The organism is Poseidonibacter parvus (genome assembly GCF_001956695.1).
Taxonomy (GTDB): domain Bacteria; phylum Campylobacterota; class Campylobacteria; order Campylobacterales; family Arcobacteraceae; genus Poseidonibacter; species Poseidonibacter parvus.
Window position 1 is genome coordinate 2,816,137 of the sequence record NZ_CP019070.1, and the last position, 19,426, is coordinate 2,835,562.

Genomic DNA, 19,426 nt, shown 5'->3' on the forward strand with positions numbered 1-19,426 from the left:
AATCTTTACTAATAAATTAGTATTAATTAATGAAAAAATTAAAAGACTTTAACATTATATTTTTAAATATCTTGCTAGCTTAAAAAAACAAGTTTTTTCAAGGTAACGCGTTTTGGTAATTAAACCAAATATAAATACTTTATATTAAGTACTTATATTTAGTTTGAATAACTAAACTCTAATATGTAAGGTTTTTAATAATCTTTATAAACCGAACATAATACTCTTTATTGTTTTTCTTGATGAGACTTAAAACGAATTAAGTCTCTTTCTCTGAAAGGAGGTGATCCAACCGCAGGTTCTCCTACGGTTACCTTGTTACGACTTCACCCCAGTTACTGAATCCACTGTGGAGGGTAGCTACTTTAGCATTCCCGCTTCGAATGAGTTCAATTCCCATGGTGTGACGGGCGGTGAGTACAAGACCCGGGAACGTATTCACCGTAGCATTGCTGATCTACGATTACTAGCGATTCCAACTTCAAGCAGTCGAGTTGCAGACTGCTATCCGAACTGGGAGATATTTTTGAGATTTGCTCCACCTCACGGTATTGCTGCTCTTTGTATACCCCATTGTAGCACGTGTGTAGCCCTGGACGTAAGGGCCATGATGACTTGACGTCGTCCTCACCTTCCTCCTGGTTACCCAGGCAGTCTCATTAGAGTTCTCAGCCGAACTGTTAGCAACTAATGACGAGGGTTGCGCTCGTTGCGGGACTTAACCCAACATCTCACGACACGAGCTGACGACAGCCGTGCAGCACCTGTATGATAGTTCTAGCAAGCTAGCACTATTACATCTCTGTTATATTCTATCTATGTCAAGTCCAGGTAAGGTTCTTCGCGTATCGTCGAATTAAACCACATGCTCCACCGCTTGTGCGGGTCCCCGTCTATTCCTTTGAGTTTTAATCTTGCGACCGTACTCCCCAGGCGGCACACTTAATGTGTTAACTGCATTACTGCAAGGTCTAGCCTCACAACAACTAGTGTGCATCGTTTAGGGCGTGGACTACCAGGGTATCTAATCCTGTTTGCTCCCCACGCTTTCGAATCTCAGCGTCAATAATGTTCCAGTAGATCGCCTTCGCAATCGGTATTCCTTCTGATCTCTACGGATTTTACCCCTACACCAGAAATTCCATCTACCTCTCCCATATTCTAGATAGAAAGTTTCAAAAGCAGTTCAATAGTTGAGCTATTGGATTTCACTTCTGACTTTTCTATCCGCCTACATTCTCTTTACGCCCAGTGATTCCGAGTAACGCTTGCACCCTCCGTATTACCGCGGCTGCTGGCACGGAGTTAGCCGGTGCTTATTCATATAGTACCGTCATTATCTTCCTATATAAAAGGAGTTTACGCACCGAAATGTGTCATCCTCCACGCGGCGTTGCTGCATCAGACTTTCGTCCATTGTGCAATATTCCCCACTGCTGCCTCCCGTAGGAGTCTGGACCGTGTCTCAGTTCCAGTGTGACTGATCATCCTCTCAAACCAGTTAAGCGTCATTGTCTTGGTGAGCCATTACCTCACCAACTAACTGATACTGTACAGGCCGATCTTCAAGCTATAAATATTTCCCTTGCTCCCTTATGGGATAAAGGCATATAGGGTATTAGCAATCGTTTCCAATTGTTATCCCCTTCTTGAAGGCACGTTACCTATATATTACTCACCCGTGCGCCACTTAGCTGACAATTAAAGCAAGCTTTAATCCGTTCTCGTTCGACTTGCATGTGTTAAGCACGCCGCCAGCGTTCACTCTGAGCCAGGATCAAACTCTCCATAAAGAAGTGCGATACAAAGTTGACTTAATGTCAAGTTTTATAAACGCGTCTAGTTTGATACTGACAAATTTGTATTGTTATACAAAATTATCACTCAAATTTATAGACAAGAATTAATTCTTGTTATAATTTTTTTATTTTTTTTAAATCTATTTCTTTTAGATTATATATTAGAGTATTATATTCAGTTTATAAAGATTACTTTACAAACTTCATTACATTGTTAAAGATCATCCATCGTATCGGCTGTTCATCAAATGTTTTTGATGTCGTTCCTCTGTTTTTGGACGGGAATTATAGGGTATAATTTTCTTCTTGTCAAGGGGTTTTTCTTAGATGTGGCTTAAATTTTGGAATTCCTTTCAATAGTATTATTAATACTATATTTATATTGTAAAAAACAATTAAATATCATTTTTAATAAGTAAAAACCTTATCTTTATTAATTATTCATTTACTTTTATAATATAATATATCTAAAGTGGTAAACGATAACATACTTAATTAAAGATGTTATTAAGACTAACATAATAAAATTACGCACTTAAACTATAATATTAAAAGGATATACATATGTATAATAGAGATTATTTATCAAATAATTCTAATGAACATGCACAAGAGTCATCGCAATCACAATTGATGAGCTTCTTAAAAGCTACTTATCAATTATTTGCAGGTTCTTTATTAGCAGCTACTGCTGGTGCATATATTGGGTTAGAAATTGTTTCAATGTTAATGGGACCTGTTAAATGGGTTTTATTTGCTGTTGAATTAGCATTAATCTTCTTCGTAATACCAAGAACTAAACATATTCCAGGTGTTAACTTAGCTGTATTATTTGGATTCACATTTATTTCTGGATTAACAATTGCTCCATTATTAGCTTCAATCTTTGCAATGCCAGCTGGTGCTGCTATTGTTGGACAAGCTTTCTTAATGACTTCAGTTGCTTTTGCTGGAATTTCAATGTTTGCAATGACAACTAAAAGAGATTTCTCTTCAATGGGAAAAATGTTATTCATTGCTTTAATTATTATGATTGTTGCAGGTATTTCTAATATCTTTATTCAATCATCATTATTACAATTAGGAATTGCTAGTGCTGGTGCATTATTATTTTCTGCGTTCATTTTATATGATACACAACAAATAATCAAAGGGAATTATGATTCTCCAATTGATGCTGCACTATCTTTATACTTAGATTTCTTTAACTTGTTTATTTCATTATTACAAATTTTAGGAATTATGAATAGTAACGACGACTAAATAGTTAAACTAACTCCTTTGGGAGTTAGTTTACAGTTTAGTAAATGTCTTAATAAAAATCACTTCAAACTCTAAATAATTTAAACCATACTCTTTATATAGTTTCTTAGCATCTTTAAAATCTAAAGCATTTGACCCACCACTTACACCTGAATTTTTAATGTAATTAAATAAATCTTTTTTATTGTCAAACTCTAATTTATACATTATTGTTTCAAATTCACAATTAAAATATTGAGAAAATGCCTTTTTTATTTCATCTTCGCTTAAAATTGGAGATTTTGAATTTGTTATATTTTGAATTGTTTTAAATGTATTTGAAGTGAATAAAACTGCATTTATTTCTTTTGTGACATAAGACAAGTTTCTTATGATTTTCCCTAAATCTTTTGACCATTGTAATGCAGATGAAGAAAGAACTATATCATAGCTATCATTTTTGATTTCATTTAAAAATTCATCACTATCAAAATCATGGCATTTAACTTCAACCTTACTGTTTTTAGGATGTAGTTTACACATTTGGGCAGAAAAGTCTATTGCCTTGTAAAAATCTATTTCCCAATTAATATGATTGAAAACTTGCCCTGAACCACAGCCTAATTCTAATATCTTTTTAGGTTTACTTTTTAATTCACGTACAAGTGATTTTGCAATAATTTGTTGAATAATATTGTTATCATTATATTTATTTGCATGCTTTGAAAATTCATTTTTGATTGACAATTTTGCTCTTTATTATAGTAGATATTTTTTAGTAAGATTCATTTTAACTTTTTCTTAATAAGTTTTAGATAAAATATACCCCATTTTTCAAAAAGGAAATAAATTATGACATCTACACTTTTAGTAGTTCAATTTGTTTTAGCGATTTTATTAACTATAGTAGTATTACTTCAAAAAAGTTCAAGCATCGGTCTTGGAGCTTATAGTGGAAGTAACGAGTCTTTATTTGGTGCTAAAGGACCAGGTAATTTTTTAACTAAAGCAACAATGGCATTAGGTTTAATCTTTGTAATTAATACAGTGACTTTAGGTTACATGTACAATGAAAAAAGAAACGAAAGTGCAATTGATAATGTAAAAACAGAATCATTAATACCATCAGTTCCAGTTCCAGTAACTGAACAAGCTGCTCCTGCAGCTCCTTCATCAGCACCAGTACCAACAGTACCTGCTGCAGAATAATTTAAAGAAATAGTAAGAAATATTTATATTTCTTACACTCTTTACTTTTTCTTTTCTCACATCTTTTACTAATCTACATTAAAAACATAAAATTATAAATTTACAACTCTATTATAGAAAGATATCAAAGTTAAAAATGGTATAATGCCGCTTAAATTAAATAAAAAAGTTAAACCTTGCAAGGAGAATTAATGTTAGAAGAATTAAATGCTGAAACAAAAGATCATATGGAAAAGTCTATTGAGGCTTTAAAAAGAGATTATAAAACACTAAGAACAGGTAAAGTTACTACTTCTGTTTTAGATGGTGTAAAAGTTGATTATTATGGAACTCCTACAGATTTAAATCAAGTAGGTTCTGTTTTAGCAGCAGATGCTACAACTATTGTAGTAAACCCATGGGAAAAAAATCTTTTAGGTGATATTGAAAAAGCTATTCAAAATGCTAACATTGGTGTTAATCCAAATAATGATGGTGAAGTAATCAAATTATTCTTCCCACCTATGACAGTTGACCAAAGAAAAGAAAGTGCTAAGGGTGCAAAAGTTATGACTGATAATGCAAAAGTTGCAATTAGAAATATCAGAAAAACTGCAAATGACAAAATTAAAGCTCTTCACAAAGATAAAGAAATTACTGATGATGAGAGTAAAAAAGCACAAGATGAAATTCAAAAGATTACTGATGGGTTCGTAGCAAAAGCTGATGATACTTTAAAAGCAAAAGAACAAGAAATTTTAACGGTATAATTATGAACGTAGAACAAATTTATAAAGATGCAAATGCCTTATTAGAAGGACATTTTAAATTAAGCTCTGGTAATTACTCAAACTTTTATTTACAATCTGCAAAGGTTTTAGAAGATCCTAAAACTGCTAAATTATTAGCCGAAGCTTTAGCTGCGCAAATAAAAGAGTCTGGTATTAAAGTTGATGCTGTATGTTCACCTGCACTTGGTGGAATTATTTCAGGATTTGCATTAGCAACTGCTTTAGATGTAAGATTTATTTTTGCGGAAAGAGTTGATGGACAAATGACAGTAAGACGTGGTTTTGAAGTTAGTGAAGGTGAAAACTACATCATATGTGAAGATATTATCACAACTGGTGGATCTGCACTTGAAGCTGCTAAACAAGTTGAAGCTGCTGGTGGAAATATTGTTGCATATGCAGCACTTGCAAACAGAGGTTTTTGTTCAAGAGTTGGAAGTGATTTACAAGCTCAAGATAATTGTAAATTACCACTTGATAAACCATTATTTGCATTAGAAGACTTTACTTTCAAAATGTATACTCCTGATGAGTGTGATTTTAAAGATATTGCTTATAAACCAGGTTCAAGAGGTAACTAAACTTAATGGCTAGATGGAGAGATACAAAACAAAATAGAAAAACTCAAGAAAATGAGAATACTTCTATTAAGGAAGAAAAGACTCAAGTAGACTCTTCTTCTGTATCTTCGAGACTTCGAGCTTTTTTAACTGACACTTTTTTAATCACTACTCCTATTTTTTATGTAGTAATATATTTTATAATGGGTAGTGGTGAGGCTTTTTCAGAAGATAGAATCCAAGGATGGTCAATAATCCTTATAATTCATCTTTTAATAATTATATTTTTCTGGTTTGTAAAAAACCAAACTCCAGGACTTAAAGCCTATGCACTAAAAGTTGTAGATGCTACAAGTAAAGGTAAAATATCATTAATTCAATCACTTATAAGATATGTAGCTACATTATTTGCAGTAGTATCATTTTTCTTAATATTTTTACCTTTTATTAGAAAAGATAAAAAAACATTTCAGGATTTAATTTCAAACACTATTATTGTTCCTGAATAATGCTATTTTTTAATCTCTCTGCATTTTACTTTTTTTACTTTGCAGCTGTTGGTGTATATGTAATATTTATGCCAAAAGTACTTCATGATATAGGTTATAATGCTTTTGATATTGGTATTATTTTCGCTCTTGCACCTTTAATGAGATTTGCAACTCCTTTTTTATTTTTAAAACATGTTGAATTAAATTTAACTGTTTTTAAAAGTGCTTTATTTTTATCTATATTAACATCATCGTTATTTTATTTTACAATTGATAATTTTTATGCTTTTATGATAAATAATGCAATACTTGGAGTTTGTCTATCCTTGATACTTCCTTATTTAGAAGTTACAGCTATTAAAAATCTAGGAAGTAGCAAATACGGTAAATCAAGACTATTTGGCTCAATTGGATTCATGCTTATATCTTTAGTGCTTGCAAAATTTCTAAGTGAACCAAAAATCGCACTTGATTACTATTTAGCAATGAATATACTAACAGTAATTTTTGCACTTTTACTTGTAAAAAATGATGTAGCCCATGTAAAAAAAGAGGAAGATGAAAGTTTTTCATTTTTAAAGTATTGGCCATTTTGGTTAAGTCTTTTCTTTATGCAAATGAGTTTTGGAGGCTTTTATAACTTCTTTACTATTTATGAAACTGAACATGGTATAAGTTTAGAAATGACCTCATATCTTTGGTCTTTTGGAGTTATTTGTGAAATATTAATTCTTTATTTTCAAGGACCTTTATTAAAAAAGAACTTATTAACTATTATAAAAATATGTGTTGGTATTACTGTATTTAGATGGCTTTTATTATATGCCTATCCTGATTCATTAACTATTACTTTTTTATCTCAAAGCTTACATGCTTTTTCTTTTGGTTTATATCATAGTACTGTAATTATGTTTTTATATACACTTTATGATAATAAAAAACTAGCACAACAGTTTATGTATGGAGTAGCTTATGGATTAGGTGGCTTTGTAGGTGCTTTTGCTGCTGGTTGGTCTTATGGTGAGTATTTATTTGTGTATAGTGCTATATTTGCTTTAGTTTCTCTTATAACACTATTTTTTATTTAGCTCTCATAATCTCTAATTTTCTTTTCTAAGTCCTGAACAATATCAGATAAGTCTCTGATTCTTTTTCTCTGATCTTCATCTTTTAATTTTGAATTTAAAATAGTTTTCTTAAGCTCATCTAGTTTTGATTCTAAATCATTGTTTTTCTTAACTAGCATATCTTTATCTCGTCTTAAATCATGGATATTGCCAACTCTTCCTTCTGCTTCTTTCTTTTTATTTTCCATCTTTTTTAAGTAACTTTCATCCACATTATGCATTTGCAGTTCATAATGGTTTAATTGTCTTTCTTTACTTAAATTTTTTGATTCTAAATCTTTTATTGAAGATTGAAGACTTCCAATATAATTTTCTAATTCAAAGACTCTACAGTTGGATTTATCTAATTGTGTTTCTAGTTTACTATTTTCATTAGCTAATTGTAATTGTTTTTTTCTACTATCTTGTAAATTCTCAATTACTTTTTTCTTGAACTCTCTTTTTTCATTTTCATCATCTGTTGTTAAAAATCTAATGGCAATATATCCAATAATGTCTTTTCCTGCTTCATCATATTGAGGAAATATTGTTGCATTTACAAAATAAGGACTTCCATCTTTTGCTTTATTTTTTACTTTTCCCTGCCATTTTTGTCCAGCTTGTATTGTTTCCCACATTTCTTTAAATGCTGCTTTTGGCATATCAGGATGACGTATTATATTATGAGGTTTACCTAGTAACTCGGATTCCTTATATTGAGCAACTTCACAAAATATTTCATTTACATAAGTAATAATACCTTTTAGATCTGTTTTAGAGACAATTGCAACTTTATTTAAAGCATCAAGATATCTTGTCATTTCTATTTCTTGTGCTGCCATTTTCATATATGAAAATCTCTCATGATGTCTTTCTGCAATTTTTACAAGTAAATCTTTTATAGTAATAGATTTTGAAACATATTCAGTAACATCATACTCAATAGCTTCAAGTAATAATTCTGATTCTAGATACATCGTGTTAATCATAAAAGGTATTTTTTTATGAATTTTTCTTACTTCTTTTAAAAGTTCTATTCCATTAATTCCTGGAATATTTACAGTTGAAATTATAATATCAATTGAATCTTCATATTTTTTATAAAGAGAAAGCGCTTCAATTCCATTATTACATACGTAAACTTTTTTTATAACTGCTTTTAAATTATTAACTAATCTAATTCTTAATGATTCTTCTTCTTCAACATATAAAATTGTTATATTTTCTAAAATATTTGGCATCACATACCTTTATGAATATCTTTAAACTATATTATAAATAATCTCTTTTTTATTTTTACTCTCTTTTATTTCACTAATAACTAAATTATTTATTTTTAGTTTCATCAATTCTTCGATTGAATTTATATTATTTTTTGATATTGTATTTAATATTATACCTCTATATGCCTTAGCCCAATGACTTACTACTTTTCCATCTTTAATAAATTTCATTGTTGTATAAGGTTTACTCAACTTATAAAACTTTTCATAAAAACCTGCTCTTAAATCTAAAACATCTTCGTTTTCTAAATAAGCATCAATAGCAGAAGTAAAATGTTCTTTATAAAAAACTTCTACAGCTTGTCCATCAAGTTTTTCTCCTTGTTTTAGTTTATAATCAGGAAGGCCAGAATCACCTGCTAGAATAGGTCCAAAAAGGTTTGAGAAAATCATCACATTTTCATCAATATATTGTTGCTCATTTTTAGTAAGTTCTTCATATTTTAAATAATCATATGCTACGCCATCATATCTTTGAATAACTTTTTTTGTATTTCTTTCAAAAATATCATTAGAATAATAATCAACAACATCTTGTTTTTTTGTACCAAATAGTTTTATTATTTCATCATTACTAGCTTTATTTATAAATTCTTGATACTTTGTAATTATCTCTAGCCTAGCATCAAATAACTCTGGAAATACAAAACTATTTTTATTAAAACTCTCATCTATTCCATCTTTAAACTTTGCCTCACTAGGCGAAAACAATATTTTCATTTATATCCTTATTAAAAAAAAGTTCCATCTACATAAACCCATCTATTTTCTACTTTTAAAAATCTACTCTTTTCTTTAAAAGAAGCATCTTGTCCATTTTGTAATAATGTTGCTTTAAAAGATACAAATGATTCATCAAGACCATTTATCTCTTCTAAAATATCTAGTGATATAAACTTTGTATTATCACAGAATAATTCTATATCTTCTCTCCATGCTTTTAAATCATCTGTAAAATCACTATTTGATTTATGCGTAGTATTAATAATATATTCAGCTTTTTTTAATGCAAATGCACAAAACCTTGAACGCATTAATTCAACAGCAAGAGTTGGTAATACACCATCATGAAATGGCTTACAGCATTTTTTGTATTTTTTATCAGAGTTGCATAAACATTTAGAGTTTGTAGATATTTTCAAGTAGTGAACCTCTTATTTTTAAGAGATTTTAGCATATTTATGTAAAAAGTTTAGTAGGAAAATCCTACTAAGACTATTTACCTTTATATTCTTTTAAAAGTTTGATTTCAGTTTTTGTAAGTTTTTTACCAGCTTTTTCTTTCATTCTTGCTTTTTTTAATTTTGCAGCAGTTTTTTTAGAAATCTTTTCTTTTTTTGCTTTTGTTTTTTCTTTCACATCAGTTTTTTTAGCTTTTGCTTTTTTATTAATCTTTTCTTTTTTTGCTTTTAATTCATCTTTAGACATATTAGATTTTTTTGCTTTAGAGATTTTATCTTTTCTCTTATCTTCAATCTTCGCTATTTTCTTTTTTTCTGACATTTTTGCTTTTGAAACAGTTTTATTTCCAGTTATGTTTGAAATAACTCCTGGTCCAAAACCTTTTATATTTTGTAAATCAGAAGGACTTTTAATCTTATTTGATTTTCTATATTTAATAATTTGATCAGCTTTAACTGGCCCAATACCTTTAATACTCATTAACTCATCTTTAGATGCTGTTTGTAAATTTATGGCAGCTAACATAAATGAAACACCTAACATTAATAGTAAAACAATTTTTTTCATTTTTTCTCCTTGAAATAATTTAAATTATTATATCTAATTTAATTAAATATTCATAATATTAGAAATTAATTATGTATAAATTGTGAATTAAATTACTTTTTTATATTTTCCAATCCCTGCTTTTCTTTTTATTTCACGTTCAATTATATATTGTGAGTATTTATAATTCCCACCACGAATAATCATTTCTTGATTATCACAACTTGGACAATAAAAAAATACTCTATTATTGCAATAGTTTTCATCGTAGACTAATAGTTCATCGCATTTTGAACATTTAGAATGTAGGGTTTTAATATTTTCTTTATCCCATTCCCAATACCATGGATTTTGAGTATTTAATAAGTTATCTTTTGTATAATGAGTATAATCTTTTTTCGAAAAGAATATGTAGCAAATATAAAGTGTAAAAGATGTACATATTAGTAAAGTATAAAGTATAAATGAATCAGAAATTTTTAATCCTAAGGTAATTTTTGAAATTATACAATACACTTGTATACATACAATATTAAAGGAAGTTAATGTTAAACCAAATACCACTGCAATTAATCTCAAACTTTGCATCTATCGTACTGCTTGGAATATTATTATATAGATACTTTCAATACAAAAAAAATATGGATGTTATTGAAGGTCTTGTTAAATTAAAAGATTCTAATGAATTAAGCGAACAAGATAAAGAATTTATAGACACAAATGAAAATGAGTATAAACTACAAATTATAAAAGCAGAAGGACTTATAAAACTCTCAAAGCCTTTTTTTATTCTAATAGTTGGAGTTATTTTTATATTTTTCCCATTTCAAGATGCCGTGATACATTTAAATGTAGTTGTTGTAGCTTTTATTTTTATGCAAGTTGATAAAACACATAAAAACAATATATATAAGCTATTATTTGATTTAAAGAAAGAAGACTAAACTCTTTCTTTATTCATTTACTAAATATTTTAAACTTTCATGATCTAAGATTGTTATAAAACCCTTCTCATTTTGAATAATTCCATCTTTTTTTAATTTAGAAATTTTTCTTGAAAATGTTTCTGGCGTGATATTTAATATTTGAGCAATTTTTACTTGTTTTAAATTTATTAAAATAGATTCATTATCTAATAAAAATTTTGCAATCTTTTCACTACTGTTTGAACTAATGTTATATGATATAAAACTCTCTAGAGCTTTTATTTTTCTTGTTAATGATTTAATAAAAAAGATTGATATTTCAGGTTTTAATAAAAACTCTTCTTTAAACTTATCATAGTCAATTAAAAGCACTTCTGCATTTGTTTCAAAAGCACAATTTGCTGGAAACTTTACTTCTTCATAATTCGCAATTTCTGCAATAAATGAAGGTGCCATTAAATTATGAATTATTACTTCATTATCTTTATGGTCATGTGTGTATAGTTTAACAACACCTTTTATTAATAAATGTAAATATTTAGAACTATCACCTTTATAAAAAAGTATTTCATTTTTGTTATAACGTTTTTTTATAGATATCTCTTTTAATCTAACCAATTCATCTTTTTCTAAAAAACTGAAAAAATAAAAATCTTCTAATCCTGTTACTTCCATGTTTTCTTCTCTCTTTTTATTGACTAAAATCAATGTTTGCTAATGTATTTTATGGAAAAATATTAAATATAGGTTTAAATAAAGGATTTTTTTATGACAACTGAAAAATTTGAAATAGAAATCAATACATTAAAGAAGTTTTTTGAACTTTATTGTAAAGATAAACATGAAAATCTAGTAGATAAAGAAATTACTTTAGAATATAAAGATAAAAAATTTACTATGAATTTATGTCTTTGTCCTACTTGTCATGATGCAATTAGCTATTCGCATCAACGTTTAATCGAATGTCAGCATGATATAAAACCAAGATGCAGAACATGTCCAACTCCTTGTTATGAAAAACCTAGATGGAAAAATATCGCAAAAGTGATGAAATATGCAGCGATAAAACTAAGTCTTACAAAAGTAAAAAAACGAATTAAGAGTTTATTTTCCTAAACTGTTTAAATTTTACTTTTACCACCTAAGCTCATCTTTTCCTAATTTTTTTAAAATATCATTTGTCTTTGAAAAATGCTTACACCCAAAAAATCCTCTATAAGCTGATAATGGACTTGGATGAACACCTTTTAAAATATGATGTTTACTTGTATCTATAATTTTTTCTTTTTTTATAGCCGAACTACCCCATAATATGAAAATTATATCCTTGCAATTTAAAGATATAAACTTTATAAGATTATCAGTAAATATTTCCCAACCTAATTTATGATGTGACTTTGGTTTTGCTTGCTCAACTGTTAAAATAGCATTTATAAGCAATACCCCATCTTTTGCCCAGGAGTTTAAATCTCCATGTTCGCATACAGACTTTAACTTCAAATCATCTTCTATTTCTTTTAATATATTTCTCATTGAAGGTGGATTTTTAATATCACTTGGAGTTGAAAATGCCAAGCCTTGAGCTTGTCCAACTCCATGATAAGGATCTTGCCCTAGAATTACTACTTTTAAATTTGAAATGGGAGTTAGACTAAAAGCATTAAAGATTTTATCTTTAGACGGAAAAACAACACTTGTACTATATGCCTTTTCTATACTTTTCATTAAATCTTTATAATAATCTTTTTGCTCTTCTTGTTTAAAAAAGTCTTCCCACTTCATATTTATCCTCTTATAGTACGTTTGATTTAATAACCATTAATTTTTCATTACTCATCTCTTCCATTGAATGAAGAATTCCACCCATTCCAAGTCCTGAAGCTTTAGCACCACCAAATGGCATCCAATCAACTCTAAATGCAGTATGATCATTTACCATAACAGCAGTTCCATTTAATCTTTTTACAGCTAATAGAGCAGTATCTATATTTTTTGTAAACACTGCTGCTTGAAATGATACTTCAAGTGAATTTGCACGTGTAAATGCTTCTTCAATATCATCATAAGAGTATAAGCATACTACTGGTCCAAATACTTCTTTTGTAGAAACTAAAGCATCATCTGCTGGATTTAAAATTACAGTTGGTTCATATAAAGAATCAGATATTCTTTTTCCACCTGTTAAAATCTTTGCACCTTTTTCTACTGCTTCATCTACCCATTGCTCAACTCTATTTACTTCATCATTATTAATTAATGGACCTACTTCAGTTTTTGGATCCATTTGATCGCCAACTACTAAAGCTTGAGCTGCACTTGATAATTTATTAGCTACTTCATCTATTATATCTTTATGAACATAAACTCTTTGAACAGATACACAAACTTGACCTGCATGATAGAATCCACCTTTTGATAAAGAAGGAATTAACTCATCTAAACAAGCATCTTTTTCAACAATAACAGGTGCTACTCCACCATGCTCTAATGCAACTCTTGTTCCATTAGCTACTTTTGAATTTAAATACCAACCAACTTTAGCAGAACCAATAAACGTTAAGAAATTCACTTTCTTAGACGTTGCTAATAATTCTCCAGCTTCTCTTCCACAAACTACTACTTGTGCCCAACCTTTTGGTAATCCTGCTTCTTCTAATATCTCTATTAATTTTACAGCAGACATAGGCGTTTGAGTTGCTGGTTTAATAATAACAGAACAACCAACAGCAAGTGCTGGAATTACTTGATGAACTGCAAGATTAAAAGGATGATTAAAAGCAGAAACTGCTGCAACTACTCCAATTGGTTCTTTAAAAGTATATGCCATTCTATTAGCAGAACTTGCTGTATGTCCCATTGCAATTTCTTTACCTTCAAATGCACCTAAATGCTCAATTGCTAATTTAACACCATTTATTGCTCTTTGAATTTCCACTTTTGAATCTATATAAGGTTTCCCACCTTCACTTGCACAAAGATTTGTTAGTTCTTCAATTTGAGAGCTCATGATATTCATTACATTTTCTAGAATTTCTACTCTTTTATACTTTGGTAAGTGATTTTTTGTATCCAAAAAAGTATCTTGTGCTAAATCTATTGCTTGTGTTACTTCTTCTACTGAACTAAAGGGTACAGTTCCAACTACTTTACCGTCAAATGGTGATGTTACTTCAATTGTATTCATTTTTATTTCCTTATAATTTTATACTAAACATTGTTTTTTTGCTAAAAGATCATTTAAAATCGCATGATTTAATGAGTAATCAACTGCTAAATCTATTAAATGAACACCTTTAGAATTAACACATTTTTCTAATATTTCTTCAAAATCTTCACAAGATTCAGGTCTATAACCATTTGCTCCATAAGATTGCGCATATTTTACAAAATCTGGGTTTTCTAAGTCAAGTCCATAAGACTCAAATCCCATTCCTGTTTGTTTCCATTTTATCATTCCATATGCATTATCATTTAAAATTATGATTGTAAGATCAATTCCTAATCTTACTGCTGTTTCAATCTCTTGTGAATTCATCATAAATCCACCATCACCACAAACAGCAACAACTTTTTTATCTGGATTTACCATTTTAGCAGCCATTCCTGAAGGAAGCCCTGCTCCCATAGTTGCCAATGCATTATCTAATAATAAAGTATTAGGTTGTGCACATCTATAGTTTCTTGCAAACCATATTTTATATACTCCATTATCTAAAGTAACAATATCCTCATCATCTAAAATACTTCTAATACTTCTTACTGCTCTTTGAGGAAGAATAGGGAATCTTGTATCTGCAAAGTATTTATTTAAATGTGTTTTAATTTCAACAATCATTTTTTTGAAATATTCAAAATCCCAATGGTCTTGTGGTGAAATTGCTGTACTTAAACTTTCAATATTTGTTGCAATATCTCCTAAAACATCTAATTGTGGGAAATAAGTATCATCTACTTCTGAAGGTAAAAAATTAACATGAATTACTTTTGTAGCACCTTCATGGTTATCCATAAAAAATGGTGGTTTTTCAATAACATCATGTCCAACATTGATAATTAAATCAGCTCGTTCAATTGCACAATGAATAAAATCATCTTTTGATAATGCTGCTGTACTTAAACAAAGTTTATGGTTTTCATCAATAACACCTTTTCCCATTTGTGTAGAAAAGAAAGGTATTCCTGTTTCATTTACAAAGTTTGTAAGTGCATTTCCAATTCTTGTTCTATTAGCCCCTGCTCCTATTAATAATAGTGGCATTTTAGCTTTTTCAATCATCTTTACAGCTTCTAAAATTGAATCTTTTTCTGCTTTTGGATATTTGAAATTTTGAACAGGGTAAATATTTAGTTCAACTTCTTCAGCTGCAATGTCTTCAGGCAATTCAATATGAACAGCACCTGGTCGCTCTGTTGTTGCAATTTTAAATGCTTCTCTAACCATTGAAGGTATATTATCACCATTTACGACTTGTTTTGCATATTTTGTCATAGGTTTCATCATATTAACAATGTCAATAATTTGAAATCTACCTTGCTTTGATTTTTTAATAGGCTTTTGACCTGTTATCATCATCATAGGCATTCCACCTAATTGTGCATATGCTGCACTTGTTGCAAAATTTGTAGCCCCTGGGCCTAAAGTTGAAAGACAAACTCCAACTTTTCCTGTTAGTCTTCCATAAGTAGCTGCCATAAAACCAGCTGCTTGCTCATGTCTTGTTAAAATAAGTTTAATATTTGATTCTCTAAGTGCATCTAAGAAGTCTAGGTTTTCTTCACCTGGGATTCCAAAGATGTACTCAACATTTTCGTTTTCTAATGCTTTTATAAATAATTCTGATGCGTTCATTTAATACTCCTTTAAAAATTTAATGATAATCATACTCAATATCTCTTGAAAAGTTCTTAATTTTTTAATTTTTTTATAGATTATTGAATATTATATCTGTATTTAATAATTATTCATATAATTTTAATGATAATTCATATACTATTCGCGTATATAATCAAAAGGCTAAACATGAAAAAAATCGCTATGATACTTGTTCTTGTAATTGTATTACCACTTGTATATTTAATCATTACAAACTATAACAATGTACCAAAACTAGACGAAGACGTAAAAGAAAAATGGTCACAAGTTCAAAACCAATATAAAAGAAGAGCAGATTTAATTCCAAATCTTGTATCAACTGTAAAAGGTTATGCAGCTCATGAAAAAGATACTTTTATAGAAGTAACAGAAGCTAGAAGTAAAGTTTCTCAAATGAATATAAATGCTGATACTTTAAATAATCCAGCTGCAATGCAACAATTTACTCAAGCACAAGCAGGACTATCTGGTGCTTTATCAAAATTAATGCTAGTTGTTGAAAAATATCCTGACTTAAAAGCAAATGCTAACTTTATGGCTTTACAATCACAACTTGAAGGAACTGAAAATAGAATTACAGTTGCTAGAAAAGATTTTATAGCATCTGTTAAAAAATATAATATTGAATTAAGAACAATGCCAGGGAAACTTGTAGCTGCAATTGCTCACCCAAGTGCAAGTGTAAAAGAAACATTTAAAGCAACACAAGCAGAACAAGAAGCTCCAAAAGTTCAGTTTTAGTCATGTATATCAAGGAAGAGCATAAACAAGCCATTTCTAAATCAATTGAACTTTTAGAGTCTAAAAGTTCAGCTGAATTAGTTGCAGTTGTAGCAAAAAGAAGTGCAACTTATAAGTATGCATCTTCTGTAATAAGTATAATTATAGTTTGTCTACTCTCTTTACTTTGTTTATTCTTTGATATTTCTACACTACTTTTAATACAAACACAAATACTTACATTTTTAATATTACATTTTATCTTTAATAGATTTGAAAATATCATATTATTCCTACTTCCAAGTTTTTATAAAAAAAATATAGCAAGTAAATATGCAAATACACAATTTGAAAATCTTCGATTAAATAGAACAAAAACAAAACAAGCTTTAATGTTCTTTGTAAGTATTGATGAAAAATATGTTGAAATTATTACAGATGAAAAGATATCTGAAAAAATTTCTAATGATTATTGGCAAGTAATCGTAGATGAATTTATAAAAGATGTTAAGAATAATGAGTTATCAAAGGGTTACTTAAAAGCTATTGATTCATGTAGCACATATTTAATCAAAGAGTTTCCAATAAAAGACGATGATGAAAATGAACTTCCTAATGATGTAATAGAGTTGGTTTAAAATATGAAAAAGATATTACTAATAATTCTTATACTTTCAGGTTTTGTTTTTTCTTCTTTTGCAAATATTACTGATTCTTTTCCCAATCTTTCTGGAAGAGTTGTAGATAATGCAAAACTTTTAACAAAAGACCAAAGAGAGACTTTATCTTCTATTTTAAAAGCACATGAAGAAAAAACTTCTAATCAAATCGTAATTGTTAGTCTTAATTCTTTAGAAGGATATGATATTGCTGATTATTCTTATCAACTTGGAAGATATTGGGGAATTGGTCAAAAAGATAAAGACAATGGAGTATTACTCGTAATATCTCTAAATGATAGAAAACTTCGTATTGAAGTTGGCTATGGATTAGAGGGTGCGTTAACAGATAAAATTTCTCATGAAATTATTGAATATACTTTAAAATCAGCTTTTAAAAAACAGCAATATTACATAGGTATAAACAATGCAACAGAAAAAATTATTGAAGCTATTAATGGAGAGTATACAAATCATCCACAAGCCCAAATAAATGATAATACAAATGAGTTTATACCTTTAGTATTTTTTGCAATTATATTTTTATCAGTTTTTGGAAATTCATTTTCAAGAGCTTTGAGAAAACAGACTTTATATAAAGTTACAAAATCTTCAATACCTTCATCTTTTTTTGCTTTTTTTGTATATGCAATGGGTTCTGCATTTACAGCATATAGTTTAATTCTTGCACTTATTATTTTTATAGTTGTATTTGTATTTAATTTTATAAATACAAAAGATGTAGATTTTGATAAATTAAAAAGTATAAAAAGTAACTCTTCAAATAACTATACTTCAGGATATGGTGGTAGTTTTGGAAGAGGAGGTTTTAGTTCATCTTCTGGTGGTTTTGGTGGTGGCGGTGGCGGCTTTGGTGGTGGTGGTGCAAGTGGAGGCTGGTAGCCTTACTTGCAGTCATTTCTATTAAGTAAAATAAATAAAATATTTTCTTCTTCTTGATTATAGTAATCTATTCTAACTTTTCCATTTTTATTTAAAAATACTCTAATCAAATTTGATTTACACATATTTGTAACTTCACTTCTTTTCATATATTCATAGAAACTTTGTTTCGCATAGAGTTTTGCAACTAAATAAGGTTTAAAATCTTCGGCAACTTTTTTATTCTCAGGAATTAAATACTTTTTCATGCCATAAGTTTTACCTTCGAAAAAAGTCTCTTTAGCAACTGTAATTTCATCTAATCTTCTTGGTAATTGTTTACCAATCATTTGAGCTAATACTTCTGCCATTTGTTCTGTACTTAACTTATCAAAACCTTTTTCTAAATTATTAGCATTTAGAAAACTAAGTAATATAAATATATAAACTAAAATTTTCATCAATTGTTCCTTTATTAATCCTATTATAAAATGAATCTATTAAAATGTCAACAAAGGATTTTTATGTCACAAAAAGCAGTAATATTTGACCTTGATGGTACACTAATTGACTCATTAGAAGATTTAGCAAATTCAGTTAATCAAACACTAAAAGAGTTTGGTTTTAATACTCATGAAATAAATGCATATAAATATTTTATAGGTGATGGAGTAAAAGTTTTACTAAAAAGAGCTACAAATGAGAAAGAAAATGAGGAAACTATTGAAAAACTTCACAAAAGATTTAAAGTGATTTACAAAAAAGAAATAGATTCAAAAACAAAAGTATATGAAGGTATTCATCAACTTTTAGGTAAATTAGAAAATCAAGCTTATCCTAAAGCAATATTATCAAACAAACCACATAACTTTACGCTAGATTGCATGAACAAGTTTTTTAGTAATTACTCATTTGTAAATATTTCAGGACAAAAAGATAGTATTGCAAAAAAACCTGATGCAAGTGCTGCTTTATTAATTGCAAAAGACTTAGAAAAAGATGTTGAAAATATATACTTTGTAGGTGATACAAAAATTGATATGCAAACAGCTAAAAATGCAGGGATGATTGCTATTGGAGTTCTATGGGGATTTAGAGATGAAAAAGAGCTAAGAGATAATGGTGCAGATTTCATCGTATCAAATACAGATGAACTCTACGATATTTTAATCTCTTAG

Annotated in this window: 23 protein-coding genes and 1 rRNA gene; 12 read left to right on the forward strand and 12 right to left on the reverse strand. The window is 28.9% G+C overall.

All coding sequences use genetic code 11. The features are described 5' to 3' along the window. Positions 1 to 276: 276 nt before the first annotated feature. Positions 277 to 1,793 (reverse strand): 16S ribosomal RNA (locus LPB137_RS13685). A gap of 570 nt (positions 1,794 to 2,363) precedes the next feature. Between LPB137_RS13685 and LPB137_RS13690 the strand changes: the two genes are divergently transcribed. After that, positions 2,364 to 3,062, forward strand: coding sequence for a Bax inhibitor-1/YccA family protein (locus LPB137_RS13690; protein WP_076089018.1), 699 nt, complete (start codon positions 2,364 to 2,366; stop codon positions 3,060 to 3,062). 30 nt (positions 3,063 to 3,092) lie between these two features. Here the strand turns inward: LPB137_RS13690 and LPB137_RS13695 are convergent, their stop codons facing one another. Beyond that, positions 3,093 to 3,788 (reverse strand): methyltransferase domain-containing protein, encoded by a 696-nt coding sequence (locus LPB137_RS13695; RefSeq protein ID WP_076089020.1) that lies wholly within the window; start codon positions 3,786 to 3,788, stop codon positions 3,093 to 3,095. A gap of 105 nt (positions 3,789 to 3,893) precedes the next feature. Between LPB137_RS13695 and secG the strand changes: the two genes are divergently transcribed. The 5 genes from secG to LPB137_RS13720 all read left to right on the forward strand — a co-directional run bounded on the left by secG (position 3,894) and on the right by LPB137_RS13720 (position 7,159). After that, a complete protein-coding gene (gene secG / locus LPB137_RS13700) occupies positions 3,894 to 4,250 on the forward strand; it encodes a preprotein translocase subunit SecG (protein ID WP_076089022.1) in 357 nt (118 codons plus the stop codon). Between the two features lie 191 nt (positions 4,251 to 4,441). Continuing rightward, positions 4,442 to 4,999: a ribosome recycling factor gene (gene frr, locus LPB137_RS13705; protein WP_076089024.1), complete on the forward strand. Its 558-nt coding sequence runs from the start codon at positions 4,442 to 4,444 to the stop codon at positions 4,997 to 4,999. A 2-nt stretch (positions 5,000 to 5,001) separates the two neighbouring features. After that, a complete protein-coding gene (gene pyrE, locus LPB137_RS13710; RefSeq protein WP_076089026.1) occupies positions 5,002 to 5,601 on the forward strand; it encodes an orotate phosphoribosyltransferase in 600 nt (199 codons plus the stop codon). A gap of 5 nt (positions 5,602 to 5,606) precedes the next feature. Further along, complete coding sequence (locus LPB137_RS13715; RefSeq protein WP_076089028.1) at positions 5,607 to 6,089, forward strand: RDD family protein; 483 nt, start codon at positions 5,607 to 5,609, stop codon at positions 6,087 to 6,089. Next, the gene (locus LPB137_RS13720) at positions 6,089 to 7,159 is read left to right on the forward strand and encodes an MFS transporter (RefSeq protein WP_076089030.1); all 1,071 of its coding nucleotides are present in this window, start codon (positions 6,089 to 6,091) and stop codon (positions 7,157 to 7,159) included. The genes LPB137_RS13715 and LPB137_RS13720 overlap by 1 nt, the downstream gene beginning before the upstream one ends. Here the strand turns inward: LPB137_RS13720 and LPB137_RS13725 are convergent. From LPB137_RS13725 to LPB137_RS13745, 5 genes are all read right to left on the reverse strand, one after another. Next, positions 7,156 to 8,418 (reverse strand): response regulator, encoded by a 1,263-nt coding sequence (locus LPB137_RS13725; RefSeq protein ID WP_076089032.1) that lies wholly within the window; start codon positions 8,416 to 8,418, stop codon positions 7,156 to 7,158. The two genes, LPB137_RS13720 and LPB137_RS13725, sit on opposite strands and share 4 nt — an antisense overlap. Positions 8,419 to 8,439: 21 nt before the next feature. Beyond that, positions 8,440 to 9,180 (reverse strand): YaaA family protein, encoded by a 741-nt coding sequence (locus LPB137_RS13730; protein ID WP_076089034.1) that lies wholly within the window; start codon positions 9,178 to 9,180, stop codon positions 8,440 to 8,442. Between the two features lie 11 nt (positions 9,181 to 9,191). Further along, the gene (locus LPB137_RS13735; protein WP_076089036.1) at positions 9,192 to 9,602 is read right to left on the reverse strand and encodes a YchJ family protein; all 411 of its coding nucleotides are present in this window, start codon (positions 9,600 to 9,602) and stop codon (positions 9,192 to 9,194) included. Positions 9,603 to 9,675: 73 nt separating this feature from the next. Next, positions 9,676 to 10,209, reverse strand: a complete 534-nt coding sequence (locus LPB137_RS14600) for a ComEA family DNA-binding protein (protein ID WP_076089038.1) — start codon at positions 10,207 to 10,209, stop codon at positions 9,676 to 9,678. A gap of 87 nt (positions 10,210 to 10,296) precedes the next feature. Beyond that, positions 10,297 to 10,704, reverse strand: coding sequence for a hypothetical protein (locus LPB137_RS13745; RefSeq protein ID WP_076089040.1), 408 nt, complete (start codon positions 10,702 to 10,704; stop codon positions 10,297 to 10,299). Positions 10,705 to 10,733: 29 nt separating this feature from the next. Here LPB137_RS13745 and LPB137_RS13750 point away from each other — a divergent pair, with 29 nt between their 5' ends. Then, on the forward strand, positions 10,734 to 11,132 hold the full coding sequence (locus LPB137_RS13750) for a hypothetical protein (RefSeq protein WP_076089042.1): 399 nt from the start codon (positions 10,734 to 10,736) through the stop codon (positions 11,130 to 11,132). A 9-nt stretch (positions 11,133 to 11,141) separates the two neighbouring features. Here the strand turns inward: LPB137_RS13750 and LPB137_RS13755 are convergent, their stop codons facing one another. After that, positions 11,142 to 11,789, reverse strand: a complete 648-nt coding sequence (locus LPB137_RS13755; RefSeq protein WP_076089044.1) for a Crp/Fnr family transcriptional regulator — start codon at positions 11,787 to 11,789, stop codon at positions 11,142 to 11,144. Between the two features lie 93 nt (positions 11,790 to 11,882). Between LPB137_RS13755 and LPB137_RS13760 the strand changes: the two genes are divergently transcribed. Then, positions 11,883 to 12,230 carry a nitrous oxide-stimulated promoter family protein gene (locus tag LPB137_RS13760; protein WP_076089046.1) on the forward strand — a complete coding sequence of 116 codons (348 nt, stop codon included), beginning with the start codon at positions 11,883 to 11,885 and terminating at the stop codon, positions 12,228 to 12,230. Positions 12,231 to 12,248: 18 nt separating this feature from the next. On the opposite strand, the gene ung is transcribed toward LPB137_RS13760, so the two are convergent. The 3 genes from ung to LPB137_RS13775 are packed head-to-tail and all read right to left on the reverse strand — an operon-like array spanning position 12,249 to position 15,963. Beyond that, positions 12,249 to 12,896, reverse strand: a complete 648-nt coding sequence (gene ung, locus LPB137_RS13765) for a uracil-DNA glycosylase (protein ID WP_076089048.1) — start codon at positions 12,894 to 12,896, stop codon at positions 12,249 to 12,251. A 10-nt stretch (positions 12,897 to 12,906) separates the two neighbouring features. Continuing rightward, positions 12,907 to 14,298, reverse strand: coding sequence for an aldehyde dehydrogenase family protein (locus LPB137_RS13770; RefSeq protein ID WP_076089050.1), 1,392 nt, complete (start codon positions 14,296 to 14,298; stop codon positions 12,907 to 12,909). 18 nt (positions 14,299 to 14,316) lie between these two features. Continuing rightward, positions 14,317 to 15,963 (reverse strand): acetolactate synthase large subunit, encoded by a 1,647-nt coding sequence (locus tag LPB137_RS13775; protein ID WP_076089052.1) that lies wholly within the window; start codon positions 15,961 to 15,963, stop codon positions 14,317 to 14,319. A 171-nt stretch (positions 15,964 to 16,134) separates the two neighbouring features. On the opposite strand from LPB137_RS13775, the gene LPB137_RS13780 reads away from it, so the two are divergent. The 3 genes from LPB137_RS13780 to LPB137_RS13790 are packed head-to-tail and all read left to right on the forward strand — an operon-like array spanning position 16,135 to position 18,269. Next, positions 16,135 to 16,728, forward strand: coding sequence for a LemA family protein (locus tag LPB137_RS13780; protein WP_076089054.1), 594 nt, complete (start codon positions 16,135 to 16,137; stop codon positions 16,726 to 16,728). Positions 16,729 to 16,730: 2 nt separating this feature from the next. After that, a complete protein-coding gene (locus tag LPB137_RS13785) occupies positions 16,731 to 17,345 on the forward strand; it encodes a TPM domain-containing protein (RefSeq protein WP_076089056.1) in 615 nt (204 codons plus the stop codon). Between the two features lie 3 nt (positions 17,346 to 17,348). Next, complete coding sequence (locus tag LPB137_RS13790) at positions 17,349 to 18,269, forward strand: TPM domain-containing protein (protein ID WP_076089058.1); 921 nt, start codon at positions 17,349 to 17,351, stop codon at positions 18,267 to 18,269. A 2-nt stretch (positions 18,270 to 18,271) separates the two neighbouring features. Here the strand turns inward: LPB137_RS13790 and LPB137_RS13795 are convergent, their stop codons facing one another. Next, positions 18,272 to 18,709, reverse strand: a complete 438-nt coding sequence (locus LPB137_RS13795; protein WP_076089060.1) for a hypothetical protein — start codon at positions 18,707 to 18,709, stop codon at positions 18,272 to 18,274. A gap of 63 nt (positions 18,710 to 18,772) precedes the next feature. Between LPB137_RS13795 and LPB137_RS13800 the strand changes: the two genes are divergently transcribed. Beyond that, positions 18,773 to 19,426 carry an HAD family hydrolase gene (locus LPB137_RS13800; RefSeq protein ID WP_076089062.1) on the forward strand — a complete coding sequence of 218 codons (654 nt, stop codon included), beginning with the start codon at positions 18,773 to 18,775 and terminating at the stop codon, positions 19,424 to 19,426.

Bases quoted from the DNA above. Each gene is read 5' to 3' on its own strand.
- LPB137_RS13800 (WP_076089062.1), top strand. From the start codon at position 18,773: ATGTCACAAAAAGCAGTAATATTTGACCTTGATGGTACACTAATTGAC.
- frr (WP_076089024.1), top strand. From the start codon at position 4,442: ATGTTAGAAGAATTAAATGCTGAAACAAAAGATCATATGGAAAAGTCT.
- LPB137_RS13770 (WP_076089050.1), bottom strand. From the start codon at position 14,298: ATGAATACAATTGAAGTAACATCACCATTTGACGGTAAAGTAGTTGGA.
- pyrE (WP_076089026.1), top strand. From the start codon at position 5,002: ATGAACGTAGAACAAATTTATAAAGATGCAAATGCCTTATTAGAAGGA.
- LPB137_RS14600 (WP_076089038.1), bottom strand. From the start codon at position 10,209: ATGAAAAAAATTGTTTTACTATTAATGTTAGGTGTTTCATTTATGTTA.
- LPB137_RS13755 (WP_076089044.1), bottom strand. From the start codon at position 11,789: ATGGAAGTAACAGGATTAGAAGATTTTTATTTTTTCAGTTTTTTAGAA.
- LPB137_RS13760 (WP_076089046.1), top strand. From the start codon at position 11,883: ATGACAACTGAAAAATTTGAAATAGAAATCAATACATTAAAGAAGTTT.
- LPB137_RS13725 (WP_076089032.1), bottom strand. From the start codon at position 8,418: ATGCCAAATATTTTAGAAAATATAACAATTTTATATGTTGAAGAAGAA.
- ung (WP_076089048.1), bottom strand. From the start codon at position 12,896: ATGAAGTGGGAAGACTTTTTTAAACAAGAAGAGCAAAAAGATTATTAT.
- LPB137_RS13720 (WP_076089030.1), top strand. From the start codon at position 6,089: ATGCTATTTTTTAATCTCTCTGCATTTTACTTTTTTTACTTTGCAGCT.
- LPB137_RS13775 (WP_076089052.1), bottom strand. From the start codon at position 15,963: ATGAACGCATCAGAATTATTTATAAAAGCATTAGAAAACGAAAATGTT.
- LPB137_RS13690 (WP_076089018.1), top strand. From the start codon at position 2,364: ATGTATAATAGAGATTATTTATCAAATAATTCTAATGAACATGCACAA.
- LPB137_RS13750 (WP_076089042.1), top strand. From the start codon at position 10,734: ATGTTAAACCAAATACCACTGCAATTAATCTCAAACTTTGCATCTATC.
- LPB137_RS13790 (WP_076089058.1), top strand. From the start codon at position 17,349: ATGAAAAAGATATTACTAATAATTCTTATACTTTCAGGTTTTGTTTTT.
- LPB137_RS13785 (WP_076089056.1), top strand. From the start codon at position 16,731: ATGTATATCAAGGAAGAGCATAAACAAGCCATTTCTAAATCAATTGAA.
- LPB137_RS13795 (WP_076089060.1), bottom strand. From the start codon at position 18,709: ATGAAAATTTTAGTTTATATATTTATATTACTTAGTTTTCTAAATGCT.
- secG (WP_076089022.1), top strand. From the start codon at position 3,894: ATGACATCTACACTTTTAGTAGTTCAATTTGTTTTAGCGATTTTATTA.
- LPB137_RS13715 (WP_076089028.1), top strand. From the start codon at position 5,607: ATGGCTAGATGGAGAGATACAAAACAAAATAGAAAAACTCAAGAAAAT.
- LPB137_RS13780 (WP_076089054.1), top strand. From the start codon at position 16,135: ATGAAAAAAATCGCTATGATACTTGTTCTTGTAATTGTATTACCACTT.
- LPB137_RS13730 (WP_076089034.1), bottom strand. From the start codon at position 9,180: ATGAAAATATTGTTTTCGCCTAGTGAGGCAAAGTTTAAAGATGGAATA.